The organism is Vreelandella janggokensis, assembly GCF_031451615.1.
GTDB classification, from domain to species: Bacteria; Pseudomonadota; Gammaproteobacteria; order Pseudomonadales; family Halomonadaceae; genus Vreelandella; species Vreelandella janggokensis.
On sequence record NZ_JARWAJ010000004.1, the window covers coordinates 19,186 to 35,939 of the forward strand.

At 44.3% G+C, this 16,754-nt stretch carries 13 protein-coding genes and 1 pseudogene; all 14 read left to right on the forward strand.

Features of this window, described 5'->3' with window-relative positions; genetic code table 11:
- Positions 1-8: 8 nt before the first annotated feature.
- The 14 genes and pseudogenes from QC816_RS11950 to fcl all read left to right on the forward strand — a co-directional run bounded on the left by QC816_RS11950 (position 9) and on the right by fcl (position 16,717).
- Entirely contained in the window at positions 9-383 is a 375-nt protein-coding gene (locus QC816_RS11950; RefSeq protein ID WP_309782442.1) for a four helix bundle protein, read from the forward strand.
- A gap of 61 nt (positions 384-444) precedes the next feature.
- Positions 445-2,358, forward strand: coding sequence for a sulfate adenylyltransferase subunit CysN (gene cysN, locus QC816_RS11955; protein ID WP_309782444.1), 1,914 nt, complete (start codon positions 445-447; stop codon positions 2,356-2,358).
- A 385-nt stretch (positions 2,359-2,743) separates the two neighbouring features.
- Positions 2,744-3,451 carry a hypothetical protein gene (locus QC816_RS11960; protein WP_309782447.1) on the forward strand — a complete coding sequence of 236 codons (708 nt, stop codon included), beginning with the start codon at positions 2,744-2,746 and terminating at the stop codon, positions 3,449-3,451.
- Positions 3,452-3,579: 128 nt separating this feature from the next.
- Positions 3,580-5,376 carry an ABC transporter ATP-binding protein gene (locus tag QC816_RS11965; RefSeq protein WP_309782450.1) on the forward strand — a complete coding sequence of 599 codons (1,797 nt, stop codon included), beginning with the start codon at positions 3,580-3,582 and terminating at the stop codon, positions 5,374-5,376.
- A 446-nt stretch (positions 5,377-5,822) separates the two neighbouring features.
- Positions 5,823-6,830 carry an STELLO glycosyltransferase family protein gene (locus QC816_RS11970; RefSeq protein WP_309782452.1) on the forward strand — a complete coding sequence of 336 codons (1,008 nt, stop codon included), beginning with the start codon at positions 5,823-5,825 and terminating at the stop codon, positions 6,828-6,830.
- Positions 6,827-7,783, forward strand: a complete 957-nt coding sequence (locus QC816_RS11975; protein WP_309782455.1) for a hypothetical protein — start codon at positions 6,827-6,829, stop codon at positions 7,781-7,783. The genes QC816_RS11970 and QC816_RS11975 overlap by 4 nt, the downstream gene beginning before the upstream one ends.
- A gap of 606 nt (positions 7,784-8,389) precedes the next feature.
- Positions 8,390-9,247: a sulfotransferase family 2 domain-containing protein gene (locus tag QC816_RS11980; protein ID WP_309782457.1), complete on the forward strand. Its 858-nt coding sequence runs from the start codon at positions 8,390-8,392 to the stop codon at positions 9,245-9,247.
- Between the two features lie 206 nt (positions 9,248-9,453).
- Positions 9,454-9,814 (forward strand): annotated as a pseudogene (locus QC816_RS11985) (IS3 family transposase); the annotation flags it as partial.
- 420 nt (positions 9,815-10,234) lie between these two features.
- Positions 10,235-10,999 (forward strand): sulfotransferase family 2 domain-containing protein, encoded by a 765-nt coding sequence (locus QC816_RS11990; RefSeq protein ID WP_309782458.1) that lies wholly within the window; start codon positions 10,235-10,237, stop codon positions 10,997-10,999.
- 555 nt (positions 11,000-11,554) lie between these two features.
- A complete protein-coding gene (locus tag QC816_RS11995) occupies positions 11,555-12,379 on the forward strand; it encodes a glycosyltransferase family 25 protein (protein WP_309782461.1) in 825 nt (274 codons plus the stop codon).
- A gap of 86 nt (positions 12,380-12,465) precedes the next feature.
- On the forward strand, positions 12,466-13,389 hold the full coding sequence (locus QC816_RS12000) for a glycosyltransferase family protein (RefSeq protein ID WP_309782463.1): 924 nt from the start codon (positions 12,466-12,468) through the stop codon (positions 13,387-13,389).
- Positions 13,386-14,630: a glycosyltransferase family 4 protein gene (locus QC816_RS12005; RefSeq protein ID WP_309782464.1), complete on the forward strand. Its 1,245-nt coding sequence runs from the start codon at positions 13,386-13,388 to the stop codon at positions 14,628-14,630. Before QC816_RS12000 ends, QC816_RS12005 begins: the two co-directional genes overlap by 4 nt.
- A complete protein-coding gene (gmd, locus tag QC816_RS12010) occupies positions 14,627-15,745 on the forward strand; it encodes a GDP-mannose 4,6-dehydratase (RefSeq protein WP_309782467.1) in 1,119 nt (372 codons plus the stop codon). The genes QC816_RS12005 and gmd overlap by 4 nt, the downstream gene beginning before the upstream one ends.
- A 6-nt stretch (positions 15,746-15,751) precedes the next feature.
- Positions 15,752-16,717 (forward strand): GDP-L-fucose synthase, encoded by a 966-nt coding sequence (gene fcl, locus QC816_RS12015; protein WP_309782468.1) that lies wholly within the window; start codon positions 15,752-15,754, stop codon positions 16,715-16,717.
- Positions 16,718-16,754 lie beyond the last annotated feature (37 nt).

Genomic DNA, 16,754 nt, shown 5'->3' on the forward strand with positions numbered 1-16,754 from the left:
AGAAAGCAATGAACTTTGAGACGCTGGATGTATGGAAGCGCTCGGCGCGCTTGTCTGCTGACTTGTACCTGCACTTTGTCGATTCACGGGATTTTGGCTTCAAGGACCAGATCACACGCTCTGGTCTGTCGATTCCCAGTAACATCGCCGAGGGTATGGCAAGGCCAACCACCAAAGACCGCGTCAAGTTTTTATATATCGCTTTAGGCTCATGTGCCGAGTTGCGTACTCAGGTGTACATAGGAACAGAGATTAGATACATCGAACGTGAGCAGGGTCGCTTGTGGGTATCCGAAACAAAAGAGATCGCCGCTATGTTAACAGGACTGATTCGACGGCAAGCTTCTCATGGTAACGCGCCCACTGCAGGTCACAGTCCTTAGCCAATGGGGCTCCTGACCTCTTCCTTCTTACTTCTTATTTCTGATATCTCAAGGCCTTATCATGTCACACCAGTCAAAATTAATCGCCGAAGACATCGAGCAGTACTTGCGCGAACATGAAAACAAAGACCTGCTACGCTTCATCACCTGCGGCAGTGTCGATGATGGTAAATCCACGCTGATTGGCCGCTTGCTCCACGACTCCAAGATGATCTTCGAGGACCAACTGGCCGCCATTACCAAGGCCTCCAAAACCAGCGGCACGACGGGTGACAACGTTGACCTGGCGCTGCTGGTCGATGGCCTTCAGTCGGAGCGTGAGCAGGGCATTACTATTGATGTCGCCTACCGGTTTTTCTCCACCGACAAACGCAAGTTCATCATCGCGGATACGCCGGGGCACGAGCAATACACCCGCAACATGGCGACCGGCGCCTCCACCGCCAGCCTGGCAGTAATCCTGATCGACGCCCGCCATGGCGTGCAGACCCAAACCCGCCGCCACAGCTTCATTGCCGATTTATTGGGTATCCAGCACCTGATTGTTGCCATCAACAAAATGGACCTGATCGACTACTCGGAGCAACGCTTCGAGGAAATCAAGGCGGAATACCAACGGGTAGCCGAAAAACTCAACGCCCCGGATATTCAATTTGTGCCCATGTCGGCCCTGGAAGGCGACAACGTCGTCAACCCCAGTGCCAACATGCCCTGGTACCAGGGCGAAACGCTCATCGAGCGGCTGGAAAGCGTCGAGATCACCCACGACCAGAACCTGCGTGACCTGCGTTTCCCCGTCCAATACGTTAACCGCCCCAATCTGGATTTTCGCGGTTACAGCGGCACGCTGGCCGCCGGTATCCTCACACAAGGCCAAACCATCCGTGCATTGCCATCCGGCAAAACCACCCAGGTGGAACGCATCGTGACCTACGATGGCGACCTGGAAGCCGCCTACCCAGGCGATGCGATTACCGTCACCCTGGTGGATGAAATTGATGTTTCCCGTGGGGATTGGCTGGTGGAAGAAAACAGCCAGGCACCCCTGGCAACGCGGTTTGAAGCCGACATCGTATGGATGCACGAAACCCCGCTGGAAACGAACAAGCTCTACGACCTGAAGCTGGCCACGCGTGAAATGGCGGGTAAGGTGAGCGTTATCGACTACCAAATCGACGTGAACACGCTGGAGCATCGGCACGCAGAACATCTGGACCTCAATACCATTGCCCGGTGCCAGGTAGAGCTAACCGCGCCCGTCCCGGTGGATGACTACCGCACCAGCCCCGGTACAGGCAGCTTCATCATCATCGACCGCCTGACCAATATTACCGTGGGCGCGGGTATGGTCCACCAGCAGCTGGAAAGCGAGCTGCCCTATGAATTCCGCGAAAATGACAGCAAAGCCAACGTGGTGTGGAACCGTGCAAGCGTGACCCCCGACCTGCGCGCCCGTATCAAAGGCCATGCAGGCAAATGCGTATGGTTCACCGGGCTTTCCGGCTCCGGCAAATCGACCCTGGCCAATGCCCTGGAAGTGGAGCTCAACCGGCGTGGCTATCACACCATGCTGCTGGATGGCGACAACCTCCGCCATGGCCTGTCGAAAGACCTGGGGATGACCGAAGAAGACCGTGTCGAGAACATCCGCCGCGTAGGCGAAGTGGCACGGCTGTTTGCCGAAGCAAGCATCATCGTGATTACGGCGTTTATCTCCCCGTTCCGCAAGGATAGAGAAACCGCCCGCGCCCTGTTTGATGAAGGCAGCTTCGTCGAGGTGTATGTCGACACACCGCTGGATATCTGCGAACAGCGCGACCCCAAAGGGCTCTACCAAAAAGCGCGGGATGGCGTCATCAAAGACTTCACCGGCATCAACAGCCCCTACGAAGCACCCAAAAACGCCGAGATGACCGTCAACACCGAAGAGCTTGAACAAAGCGATATCATCAATAAGCTATTGAAAATAATATAATATCCAAGCTTGATGCCCTTGGTGCCACCCAGCAGGTCTTAGTAGGAGCCCAATTCATTGGGCGATCAGAACGTCTACAAACGCTCATCAGCGGCCGCTCAAAGCAGGTTTTTGTAGGAGCACGACTCGTCGAGCGATCAGTTCATCTATAAGTATTCGCCCTTGGCAGCACACAACCAAGCACGCGTCAACGTAGTACCCGTGATTAAGAAAATGTATGATGCCAATCAATTAAAATTGCTTTGTGTGTGAGTGATTGCTAACTACCTAGCGGAATCGCACCATATGGCATATATAAAAAAGTAGGGCATGGGAATGCGTCCGGAACATCCCCGGGCGGTAGCGTGCCTAGTCGTTTAAATATCAGAGGCCATGAAGAGTAAGCATGGAGCAGCCACCACGTAGTACCCATCACGATGATGTAATATCATTAGTAGATTTAGCCAAGGTTCTTATTCATCGCCGTTGGTGGTTTATAGGCACGTTTGTAATAGTGGTGTTGGCATCATTGGGGTGGGTCCTGCTAAAAAAAACTGAAAATCAGAATGGAGAGCAAACGTACCAATACACCACACAGTTAGCCGTTGGGTATAAAACAGCAAAAGAACTTATTGAGCCACTTATCTCAATAGAAGAACAGTTAAACGGCGCTATAATTCCTACGGTAAGGCAAAAGTCCGATGAATTTACTGGCTTAACTGCAAACGTAAAATATATCGACGGGTCAAATATAATCACGCTTATCACCCAAGGTGGCGAAGAAGAAAGTAGCGCTGTGCAAGATTTTCATCAAGCTTTGGTAGCACCAATTGTTGAGCGTCACGACCGAATGCTGAGCAGCTTAGGCCAGCTGCGATCAACACTTTTTCAAGAATACAATACTGAGCAACAATTAATTCCTTCAGAGCGTATCTCATTAGCAGTAAAAACTGATTCGGAAAACTTTTCACATGAATTCAATGGAAAGCTAATAATCATACTTGGCATTGTGTTAGGAGGCATAGCCGGTGTAATGGCCGCATTTGTTGCTGAGTTTAGTGCACGTGTGCTTAATAGCTTGCAAGAAGAATCGAATAAAAAGGCTAAAAAATAAAGTTATAGCCATGGTAGTTATGTGATCATAAAATTTACTGGGTAAATGTGGGCGCAAATTTTGTTATCAATATCAGTCGCCCAAGTAAAAGTCCAGATGAGAGTGTCTTTTTTGAGAGTTAATGATTAATGTTTCAACGTATTCGTAAGCTTTACCAGCTTTTAACACATGAACAGCGTACAAAACTGCTCCGATTGCAGGTGCTGGTGATATTGATGGCCTTCGCCGAAGTTGCTGGCGTTGCTGCTATTGGGCCCTTCATGGCGGTAGTAGGAGATATCGGTCGGTTGGAAGGCGATGGCAGGCTAGCACAGCTATACGAGGCTAGCGGTTTGGAAACACCCCGGCAGTTTCTTTTCTGGCTGGGTATTGCAGTCCTGGCTGCTCTGACGATTGCCGCCCTTATCTCTATGTACGCCACCTGGCGACTAGTACTTTATGCCCAACAGATTGGGGCGGAACTTTCCACACGGCTCTATCAACATTACATGCAGCAGCCATGGTTGTTTCACGCCAGCGGCAGCAGCAGCCAACTTATCAACAAAATTTCCCAGGAAACAGGACGTATCACCAGCCAAGTGATACAACCGCTGATGCAGATGAATGCTAAAGGTATAATGGCATTGGTTATGGCCATATCCATATTTCTCTTTAATCCGTTGGTGGCCATTGTTGGACTAGTATTATTTAGCTTTGCTTACGTAGTACTTTATCGAATTGTGCGTCGCCGCTTGTCTCAGAACGGTAAAGTTATAACTAGAACAAACCAATTGCGTTTTAAGCTGATGAACGAAGGTTTTGGTGGAATTAAAGATACTTTGCTGCTTGGTCGCCAAGCGGATTTCAACAAGCGGTTTGCGGAAACGAGCCAAGCAGTTGGTTATGCACGCGGCGTAACTGCAGGCTTGTCTCAGGTGCCGCGTTACGCTATGGAGCTGGTTGCCTTTGGTGCAGTCATCTTTTTGGTGCTTTATCTGCTTGCCGAGTATAACGGAAATCTCGGCAATATATTGCCCGTGCTTTCTGTTTACGCTCTTGCAGGTTTTAAACTATTACCTGCATTTCAGCAGATTTACACGAGCCTTGCCAACGTTAAAGGTAATATTGCCGCGTTTGATAGTTTAGAAGAAGATCTGATCGCCAGCCAACAAGATGCCTCTAGTGTTCCTGCTAGTTATGCAGGCAAACTTACGCCCCAACAACGTATCGTGCTGGACAATGTACACTTTAGTTACCCTGGAAAGGAAGAAAAAGCACTTGATGGGCTGACGCTAGAGATACCGGTTAATAAAGTGATTGGTTTGGTTGGAGCTTCAGGTTCGGGAAAATCGACGGCCATTGATGTATTATTGGGGCTCATGATGCCAGAAGTTGGCGAATTAAAAGTTGATGACGAAGTGTTAGTCGGTAAGAAACTACGTGCTTGGCAAAATAGCTTAGGATTTGTGCCACAAGCTATCTTCTTGGCAGATGCCAGTATCCGCGAGAACATTGCATTTGGCTTGCCTCTAGATGAAATTGATGATGCCCGTGTGCAGCGAGCGTCAAGGATGGCGCATCTTTCAGAGCTATTGGAAAGCATGCCAGATGGCTTGAATACACGTGTGGGTGAGCGAGGCATTCAGCTTTCAGGTGGGCAGCGTCAGCGCATAGGTATCGCACGGGCGCTCTACAACGATGCTGATGTGTTGGTATTGGATGAGGCAACCAGTGCGCTAGATGGTATTACTGAAAAGATGGTGATGAACGCCATACACGATTTTTCTGGAAAGAAGACAATCATTATGATTGCTCACCGATTGGGCACGGTAAAACAGTGTGACAACATCTACTTATTGGCCGCTGGTAAAGTCGTGGACCATGGTAGTTATGATGATCTGGCATCGCGTAATGCCGTCTTCCAGCGTATGGCAGAAAATACGTAACGCAGAAAGCACTAAGCAGTTGGTAACCTGATTTCTCGCACTTCGCCAGATAAGACACAATTCGGCATTTCATCAGTCTGCACAATTGTTAGTATTTAAAAAGCTTTCTTGCTTTGAGAGCGCGAGCAAATGAGCTCAACATAATTAGTTCTTGGTCCAGGATTCGCTATTGGCTGTTTCGCCACTGAAAGGCGGTCAGAACGATGACTAATTTATTTTACACCTCAGCGTAGACTAAAAGTATATAGTGAGATGCATTGAATAGTCTCGACATCTTCATCGCTCTAAAATTGGTGAGCTAGTCGGTTTAATATTGATGCGTCACTGAAAACGTAAATTAAGAAGCCTAAATAGGCATAGAAAAATTAACTAAATGTAGTGGTACGTTACTCAATTTTGGTAGGTAAGTCCACTATTAAATACAAAGCTCTAACAAGAGAAATAGGATGAAAAAAACCGTAGTTATCACTTCTATCGCGAATGATCAGAATCCGATTCTGAGTGCTATTAGTGACGGCTGTGCCGACAACAATATGCATTTTATTGTTGTGGGTGATAAGAAAAGCCCTGACAGCTTCCAGCTCGATGGTTGCACATATCTTTCTGTGGCAGATCAAGAGGCGCTTGGCTACCAGATCGTGAAATTGTTACCGTACAATCATTATTGCAGAAAGAATATCGGCTACCTTGAGGCGATCCGGGCGGGTAGTGAGCTAGTGATTGATACAGACGATGACAACATCCCAAAAGATGGCTTTTGGGTAACCCCCGAAGTCGAATGGAATGGACCGCACTTGGAGTCAGCCGGTTGGGTCAATGTATATCGCTACTTCAGTGAAGTTAGTGTCTGGCCGAGAGGCTTTCCGCTAAATCAAGTACGCAAATCTCCCCCCGACCTCGCCCAAGTCGAAAACCAACGTGCCAAAGTACCTATACGTCAGGGCCTCGCCGATGACAATCCAGATGTAGATGCTATATACCGTATGGTCGGAGATCTCCCTCTCTGGTTTCGCGACGGGCCCTCCATAGCCCTTGGTAGGGACTCGATCTGCCCGTTCAACAGCCAAAATACCCAGTTCTTCCCGGAGGCATACCCTCTACTCTATCTACCATCTTTTTGCAGTTTCCGGATGACTGATATCTGGCGGAGCTTTGTTGCTCAAGTCGCAGCCTGGCAGCATGGTTGGTCGATCGGATTCACTAAGGCAACTGTAGTGCAGGATCGCAATGAACACGATCTAATGAAGGACTTTCGTGAAGAACTGGATGGCTACCTGCACAACGAGTCGATCGTCGATGATCTTATGGCAGTCGATCTTGATACGGATCCGGCACGTATTGGTGACAATATGATTGCGATGTACGAGGTTCTTGTCAGCAAAGGGTATGTAGGCGCCGAGGAGATTCCACTTTTAGCGGCATGGTTGGAAGATCTCAAGGATGTTTCGAAATGAAAAGGAAGACCTTCTGTGTGCTTGAGCAAGGCAATCGAGTAGGCGAGGAGTTGACTCGAAAAAAGCGGGAGTTTTTTTCGACCGAATTCTCTGACTTTTACCGCTTGAACTGGGGGGGTAAGGACGATCCGGACGCATTCCTTTCTTGTGAAGGCCTGACTTGGAGCGAAGGACGCAGCCTGCTCTACAAAGAAGTTCCCAAAAATTATGATTATTATATATTCTGTGATGATGACATCGTGCTAGAGACGAACGATGGAGTATCGGTGGCAGAATGCATTAGAGACTTGCTTGTTACCTACCGACCAGTGGCTGCAACTTTCTTGGATCCACTTAGCTGGGCTTTTTCCTGGGCAGAGCCATCTAACCTCGCCGAACTTAAGCTACGCCGCGCCTTCCCCATCGCAGGGTTCGACCTACAGGTCCATATATTCTCACGAGAGTTTGCAGAAGCGATGTTTCCCGTGATTTACCACGGGTCTGGCAGGACGATGTGGTATGCGCAATGGGTATGTAGCGAACTTTATCCACTCAAACAGCACTGCTATACAGAGGTTACTGCTACTAATACCAGGCATGAGCTACATTCCGACTTCGAGCGACCCCAATTTTCTGAAGATCAAAAAGTCGTTTGGCTTTTTAATCGCAACGTGAAGCCCGGCCAACTAGGAGTTCCAATAAAGCCGGAAATAATAATCCGTATGAACGCGGAGCGTTGTACACAGAGCGTATCAAAGGAAACGGTTGCGTTTTCGAAGGAAGAACTAGAAAAGGTATACGATTCTAATAATAAGGATTACCAAAATCGCATTGCAGTCGTAGATGCTAAATACCTTGAGCGGATTAGGTCACTAGATATCTATTGGAAAATATCGATAACCCGACTGCAGCTTTTAGGAGTGCATTACCGAAGTCGATTGCGTGGTTTCTTTTCCAGGCTGATTCGACTTTAGCAAAGAGGATATTTTCGATAATTAGCAATAGTGATGTTAATTATTGCTTTGACTTGCTAAGAGTTTGAATGTGAGCCTCGTGTTTGGTCCATTAGATGATTAAGCCCTGATTTTGTGTTGCATGTTCGGAAAATTCATTATGGAGGTTCTAGTGCGACTTCCTGAGAATAAGTACTGCTTATGGTCTATATCTATGTGAGTATACTACCCATGGTTGATATAAGCTTGTTTTTCGATACGCTTTCGTATAGTGATTCTCTTTATAACTTTATAACTTTATAACTTTATAACTTTATAACTTTATATCAATAGTCGAGTAGCGACATCGTTATGCTTATGAGCTACCTAGCTAAATTTGTAATCATTAGCTAATCGGCACTGCCACGCAGGTCAGCCGTTAAAGAGATGCCTGGCTGCTGAAAATGGAGTAGAAATACTGAGAAAGCAGCTCGTCAACAGGGGGGCGGAGGTCTATGTCGTTCCTGTCAGCTGTCGTAAGTAGCGGGAAAAGTTATGCTGGTGATAAAAACGAATCGAAAAGCAAAGTAGGCAAAATCTGGGCTTCGCAATCACAGATTCAGGACTAATTAAAAAAGGAGATGAGAAATGCTTGATTTGGTGGGGCTTAAAAATAAACTTTTTCCGCTAGTTTCTGTGAATTCAAGAATGCCTTTCAAAGAATCTATTCAGTGTTGCAATAGTACATGCGGGTGTAGGGTGAGTAACTTTCTATGGATCTCAAAAACTCTTTCAGTTATTTACGTTGAAACACCGAAATGTGGTTGCAGCTCAGTCAAGAATTTATTTGAAATAAATGCTAGCCCAGAAATAGTTCAAGAGGCGTATCTGCGCTCCTATATAAATCTGACAAACTCAGGTGACCAACCTTTTTTAAGTTATGATGGTTTTGGAAACAGTTTCTCTTTGGCAAGTTATAGAGAAAATAAAAAAGAAATTCTATCTAGAATTGTCGATGGGTCAACAGAAAGTCGGGAAATAGGTAAATTTGGATTTGTGCATTCCTTTGATACTCTGGCCAATGTCCTTGCCAGTTATCCAAATTATATGGTTTTTTGTGTGACGCGTGACCCGCTTGATAGGTTTATGAGTGCGTTAAATATGTTTTACTCACCTAAAAACTACAATCGCCGTATCCAGCGAATGTCCCATTCTAAAATTACTAACCAGAAAGATATAAATGTCATTGTAGACGACATTTTTCAGTTTCCTAATCATCACTTCAATCCAATATCTAACTTTTTAGACTTGAGCACACCAGACTTAAGCCGTATTAATTTTGTCTCAATTGAGCTCTTGGATTCGTTTATTAAAAGTGAGCTTGGACTGGAAATTTCGCGACGTAAAAATGTCGCTTCCTCCTACTCGTTCAAAGCAAATGATCTATCTGGTCACTCGATAAAAAAGATTGAATCTTATTACGCAGCAGACAGTGAGTTTTTTTAAAAAAAAATCTTAGATTCAATAAGCAACTTAGGAAACCGACAAAAGATTTGTTAAAGCTACTCTCAATGAGATTTATATCCAGTCGATGACGTCTACTGATCTCCTCGCACGGATGGAGATGGAAAGGTTTAAAACCGGTCGGCTTCGATGAGGCGACGTCATTGAGTGAGGGGAAGCGGCTTGTGCTTACCTTTACTCCTGGAAATTGGGCAATGAGTGAACGTATGACGGCCGATCTTGTATAGATGGCTCTATGCAATCGCAAAATGGCCAAAGGCGTGATAGTCCATTTGGACCGACGTAGTCAGTACAGTTCTACGTTTTACCAATCACTGTTGGCTATAAGTGCAGCATGAGTTCTAAAGGCAACTGCTATGATAATGCCTGTGCCGGAAGCTTCTTCCACACAGTCTTAAAGTTGAAGCGGTCAACGAGAGCAATTTAAAATACGAAACGGTATGAGGCTCTAGGTGTTTGAGTGCGTCGAAGTGGACTACAACAAAAATCGGTTGCAAGTGCTTTAGAATAATCAGCCCAGAGGGCTTCGAAACCAGAATGATCACTTAAACCATTGTTTACTGTTGGCTAGGTAAGATCAAACGCGTTCCGGCAGTATGTCTCCTTAATAGCTCCAGACCCAGTATGTCCTTTTTCGCTGTTCTGCTTGAGTCTTTAAAAAAGCTTCTCGACCATCAATGGAGATCAGACGAAGTTGTTTAATTACGAATTAAAGTATAATCAAAGGTATGAATGTCGAATGCATTGTTGTATGTGTACGGCATGGGCTTCAATAAAGACAGTCGACATTCAGTGGTATTTTGCTAGGTCGAATGGCAGTTATAAAAGGTCTCGGAAAAGCCGGCAGTTCTTTGAAGCTCTTGAGAAGAAGTGAGTTTTATTTTGCATATTAGTAAAGAGACCCTTGGTATTTAAGAATTTTGGTAAAATTATTAATTAAATCTATTGAGATAGAATATTGGGTGAGTTGTGATAAAGAAAAAACATTCTACTTTGTTAATGAGAGCCAAAGATTTTTGTTTCGCTATATGTAGGCAGCCGAAATTAATAAGGCTTTATTTTGGTTCTGGTGTAAAAGCTAGATACTCACTAAGAGATATAAAGTGTTATGGCGTTTTGTTTTTGCACATACCAAAATGTGCAGGAGTTTCTGTAAATAAGTCTTTATATGGAAGTTTGGGTGCAGGCCATATAACATTGCATAACGCCTTTATTGGATTAGGCCCATTTGATTATACGAATGTATTTAAGTTTACAGTTGTTAGGAATCCTTGGGATCGTTTGGTATCAGCCTATTTCTTCTTAAAGAGTGGCGGTTTTGGTCAAAAAGATCAAGATTTTTTTATTGAAAATATTTCAGGTTATTATGACTTCAATGATTTTGTAATGAATTGGGTTACCAAAGAAAATGTTGACGTTTGGAATCATTTTAGGCCACAGTCGAGTTTTTTATCGATTGTTCATAATGAGGTTGATCTAGATTTTATATGTTTTTTTGAATCTTTAGCTGAAGATTTTAGCTATATCTATAATGCTAAACGGTGGGAATCATTTAATACACTTGCTAATATTAACTCCTCAGATCATAAAGATTATCGACAATACTACACTGACGCATCTAAGAAAATCGTTGAAGAAGTATATGAAGATGATATTAGATTATTTGGATATGATTTTGACGGTAAAACAAGTGAACACCAAAGATCTTGGAGGAATGCTGAGTTCCCACTTTGATTTTATTATTTTTAAGATTTTTTGCGCAAATGCTTATTTTAATACGGCTTATATCTATTGAAGAATATGGTTCAGGCATTTATATTTCTGATTATTGATTATAATAAAACCAAGAGTAGAAGGTAAACATTGGGTTAAATCTTAAATTGAAATTAGTAGATAACAGTGTCAATGTTTAAACGGGATACTTCACTCATCGCAAAATATTTTGTCATGACACATCACTAATTCCACCTTAATGATTAAGATTGACTGCTATTATTACTCAGTGAACGAATCATGGCAGTTAGTGCTTTCTTCAGTTAATTTTGGTTACTATATCTTTATAGATTTGTGTGTCATTGTGTTGTTTTTATTTTGAATTGGGAATTTTCCGCTTGTTATTATGCCCTCATTTGATGTGCCATCTACAAAGTTGAATTCTCAATCTATATACTAGCTTGAGTTTACTTGAAATTATAAGCTACCTTCTTTTCACGAGATCATAAACTTTTCTTGTGTTAAACATGACTTTGCATCCTAGTTTCCCTTCATCTATTGTTACTAGTGAAAATTATGAATAAAAAATTTTCTATAAAAATAGTTAGTTTAGAAAAAGATAAAATTAAAAGAGATAGCGTTTTATTGGCATTGGAGAACTTAAAACTATCTTCTTATGCAGACATTTTTTACGCCGTTGATGGTAATAAAATAGATTCTTGTGTCTTGACGAAAATTAATTCTAATAGAAAGCCCTACTGGAGGACTGGCTTTAATCGTGACTTGTCGCCTGGGGAAGCTGGTTGTTTGCTTAGTCACCTTACATTATATAAGTCTATTACTGAAGATTGTATTATGTTGATATTAGAGGATGATGTAAATATTGACCCTGAATTGGTTCATTTTATTAACCGTATAGATAAATTACCCTCAGGTTGGGATGTTCTGCTTTTGGGGCATCAAGTAGATAGAAAGAGGCCATCGAGAGTTAGCCTCTGGGGCCGTAAAAAGAATGCTGGGTTTGTTGTGGGTAAACCCGTTGAAATGGCTTGTGGTACTTATGGGTATTTAATAAATTATCATGGTGCAAAAAAACTTATAAAAGTATTGGAAAACATAGATGCTCCTATTGATCACTATACGGGAATAACAGACCATATAAATCTATATGTTGCTAAGCAACCGCTAGTTCATTTTTCAAATGAGTTCCAATACTCTAGTAACCTTTCTAGCGAAAGGTACGAATTGGAAAAAAAAGAAACTTCCACTACATCAACTAATTTCTTTAAAATTTTTATAAAAGCGTCCTTCTTATATCCTTCGCTGAAGGTTTTGTTAGGTTTATTGCGTCATATGCGCATGCGACTTAAAGTATTGAAGGTCGTTCGTCGTTATCATTAGCTTTTCCTGATATTTGTGGTCTATTTTAATCTCGATTTGTTTGAAAGTTATTTCATATAAGTAATTATATGTTGTTAAGGTAAATGATGTATACTGATAATGCTCCAATACTGCTTTTTGTCTATAATCGCCCTATGCACACATGGCAAACACTTGAAGCCTTGAAAAAAAATCATCATGCTTCTGAAAGTGATTTAGTAATATATTCTGATGGAGCAAAAAGCTCTGAGGAAGCTTCCAGAGTGACCGAGGTTAGAGATTACATAAAAAGTGTGAATGGCTTTAAAAGCATCACCTGTATTGAACGTAATGATAACTGGGGTCTCGCTGCAAATATAATTGATGGTGTCACAGATGTTGTCCAGCGTTATGGTAAAGTTATTGTCATGGAAGATGATATCTTGACTAGCCCTGCTTTCCTTAGTTTTATGAACCAAGCATTAGATTTTTATGAGGAGAAGAAAAAAGTTTGGCATGTAAGTGGCTGGAATTATCCAATTGAGTCTAAGGGCCTTGGTGATGTTTTTTTATGGCGGGCAATGAATTGTTGGGGCTGGGCCACTTGGGCTGATCGGTGGCAGTATTTTGAAAAAAAACCTGAAACGCTCGTCAAAATTTGGAGTGACGAAGAGAAAAGTTCTTTTGATCTAGGTGACTCAGGTGTTTTCTGGAGCCAGGTGGAAGCCAATGTCACAGGGAAAATAAATACATGGGCAATATTCTGGTATGCTACAATTTTTCAGAACAATGGCATGTGTCTGAATCCAGTAACCAGTTATGTTGCCAACATTGGGCAGGACGGGAGCGGTGTGCATTGCGGGGAGAGTTCTGGGTATAGGTCGCAAGACCTCTGCTTGGCTAACAAGTTAGATCTTACTACAGATTATAAGGAGTCAGAGTTAGCTGTTAATAGAATTCTCGAGTTCTATAAGCGTCAAAAAAAGCCACTTTATATACGAATAATCAACAAAGTTAGTCGCTTGCTATCTGGGCGGAACCTGTTCCAATGAAAATCCTCATGGTCAACACTTCGGACATTGAAGGTGGAGCTGCACGTGCAGCTTACCGACTTCACCGAGCTTTGCTGGCTGAGGGAGTCGACAGCCAGATGCTGGTGCAGAGGAAGGTGTCGGACGACATCACGGTTATTGGCCCTATCACTAAGGTTCAGAAAGCATGGTACAAAATCCGTCCTTTTTTGGATTCTTGGCCGGTGCATCGTTATAAGAATCGAACCAAAACTCTGTTTAGCCCTTCTTGCGTGCCATTCAGTGGAGTTGTGGATCGTATAAATGAGATGAACCCTGACGTTGTTCATCTTCATTGGGTGACTGGTGGCATGATGCGAATAGAAGATATTGTTAACATCAAAGCGCCTATTGTTTGGTCTTTGCATGACAATTGGGCTTTTACCGGTGGCTGCCATATCATGTGGAGCTGTTCTCGTTATCAGAAAAACTGTGGGGCCTGTCCAGTATTGGCTTCGAGCAAAGATAATGACCTCAGCAGGCAAGTTTTTCTTAGGAAGCAAAGAGCCTTTGATGTTGTTAACAGTATAACAGTTGTTGGCTTAAGTACTTGGCTACATAACTGCGCAGCTAGAAGTCAGTTATTTTCTTCACATCAGCATACATACCTTCCCAATCCAATTGATACTAAAGTTTTTTCACCAGCCGATAAAACATATGCAAGGTCATTACTTAATCTCCCGCAAGATAAAAAATTAGTTTTATTTGGTGCGATATCGGCAACCAGTGATGTCAATAAAGGCTATAATGAGTTAAGTAAAGCTTTGCAACTTATAGATAAAAATGTTGATTTGGTGGTCTTTGGAGCGAGTCAACCTGAACAAGCAGGAGAATTCACTCAAAAAGCTCATTATCTTGGCCGACTGTATGATGATGTTACGCTACGGTTACTCTATAGTGCTGCAGATGTAATGGTCGTCCCAAGTTTGCAGGAAGCTTTCGGGCAAACCGCATCAGAAGCGATGGCTTGTGGTACTCCTGTTGTTGCTTTCGGAGCCACAGGATTGTTGGATATTGTTGATCACAAGAAAAACGGGTTTTTGGCCGAGCCTTTTGATATTCAAGATCTTGCTAGAGGTATTGAGTGGGTTCTTAGTCACGAGCCCGCCAAAAATCTCTCAATAAGCGCAGTCAATAAAATCAAGTACTGCTTTGACTATAAAGTTGTAGCGCCACAATATATTAATCTTTACCAGACAGTATTGAAAAAGGACAAGTTATGAAAAAAGCCTTTATCACCGGGATCACTGGTCAAGATGGTTCCTACCTCGCAGAATTCCTTCTAAACGAAGGATACGAGGTCCATGGCATCAAGCGCCGTGCTTCTTCTTTCAATACCCAGCGTGTGGATCATATCTATCAAGATCCTCACGTCGAAAACCAGAATTTTGTACTCCATTATGGTGATCTGACTGATGCCTCTAACTTGACACGGATCATCCAGCAAGTGCAGCCTGATGAGGTCTACAATCTGGCAGCACAATCACATGTGGCGGTAAGCTTCGAGTCTCCCGAGTATACCGCAGATGTTGATGCGCTGGGAACGTTGCGTATTCTCGAGGCAATCCGGCTTCTAGGCTTAGAAAAGAAAACCAAATTTTACCAAGCATCCACATCAGAACTGTACGGACTGGTACAGGAAACGCCACAAAAAGAAACCACGCCTTTCTATCCGCGTTCGCCTTATGCGGTAGCTAAGCTTTATGCCTACTGGATTACGGTGAACTACCGTGAGGCTTATGGTATGTACGCTTGTAATGGTGTGCTGTTTAATCACGAGTCCCCACGGCGTGGTGAAACCTTCGTTACGCGCAAGATTACCCGTGGCCTGGCCAATATTGCCCAAGGCCTGGAAGATTGTCTGTACATGGGCAACATGGATGCGCTACGCGACTGGGGCCATGCCAAGGACTACGTGCGCATGCAGTGGATGATGTTGCAGCAGGATGAGCCGGAAGATTTTGTGATCGCCACAGGTAAGCAGTATTCCGTTCGTGAATTTATCCAGTGGTCTGCCAAAGAGCTGGGCATTACGCTGCGTTTTGAAGGTAAAGGCGTTGAAGAAATAGCGGTGATTGAAGCCATTGAAGGCGAAAACGCGCCAGCTCTCAAGGTGGGGGATGTCATTGTGCGGGTAGACCCACGCTATTTCCGGCCGGCAGAAGTGGAAACCTTGCTGGGCGACCCAACCAAGGCCAAGGAAAAACTGGGATGGACGCCGGAAATTACTGTACAGGAAATGTGTGCGGAAATGGTGGCGGATGATCTCAAGACTGCCAAGCGGCATTCTCTATTGAAGCAACATGGGCACGAAGTGATGATTTCGGTGGAGAATTAATTCATTATGTCTAAACAACGAGTATTTATTGCTGGACACAAAGGAATGGTTGGCTCTGCGCTGATGCGTCGACTGGAAGTCGACGAAAACGTAGAGCTGATAACGCGCAGCCGTACAGAGCTTAATTTGCTAAACCAAGCCGCTGTGCAGACATTCTTTAAGCAGGAAAAAATCGACCAGGTATACTTGGCTGCCGCCAAAGTAGGTGGCATTCACGCCAACAATACCTATCCGGCGGAATTCATCTATGAAAACCTGATGATAGAAGCCAATATCATCCACGCTGCCCACATGGCTGGCGTTCAGGATCTGCTGTTCCTGGGCTCCTCCTGCATTTACCCGAAAATGGCCCAGCAGCCCATGAAAGAAGAAGCGCTGCTTACAGGCACGTTGGAACCCACTAACGAGCCCTACGCTATCGCCAAGATCGCTGGCATCAAGCTATGTGAAAGCTACAACCGTCAACATGATCGTAACTACCGCAGCGTGATGCCCACTAACCTTTATGGTCCGAATGATAACTTCCATCTCGAGAATTCGCACGTTATACCAGCCTTGATACGACGATTTCACGAGGCCTCCCAACGAGGCGATTCCCAGGTTGTCGTGTGGGGCAGTGGAACACCGATGCGTGAATTTTTGCACGTCGATGATATGGCCGCCGCTAGTGTGCATGTCATGAATGTGCAGGACGAGCATTACGCAGTGCATACGTCTCCAATGCTTTCACACATCAACGTTGGCACTGGAGAAGACTGCACTATCCGCGAGTTAGCCGAGACGGTAAGGCGTGTGACAGGCTTCGAAGGTGAACTGATATTTGATGACAGCAAGCCCGATGGTGCGCCACGCAAATTGCTCGATGTTTCGCGCCTTATAGCGCTGGGTTGGAAGGCAAATATCAATCTTGAGGATGGCTTACAAGATGCCTATCGTTGGTTCCTGAATAACCAACACCACTTTCGCCATTAATCGCATATGTGGTCGATAATGATTTCCACTGGGGCGC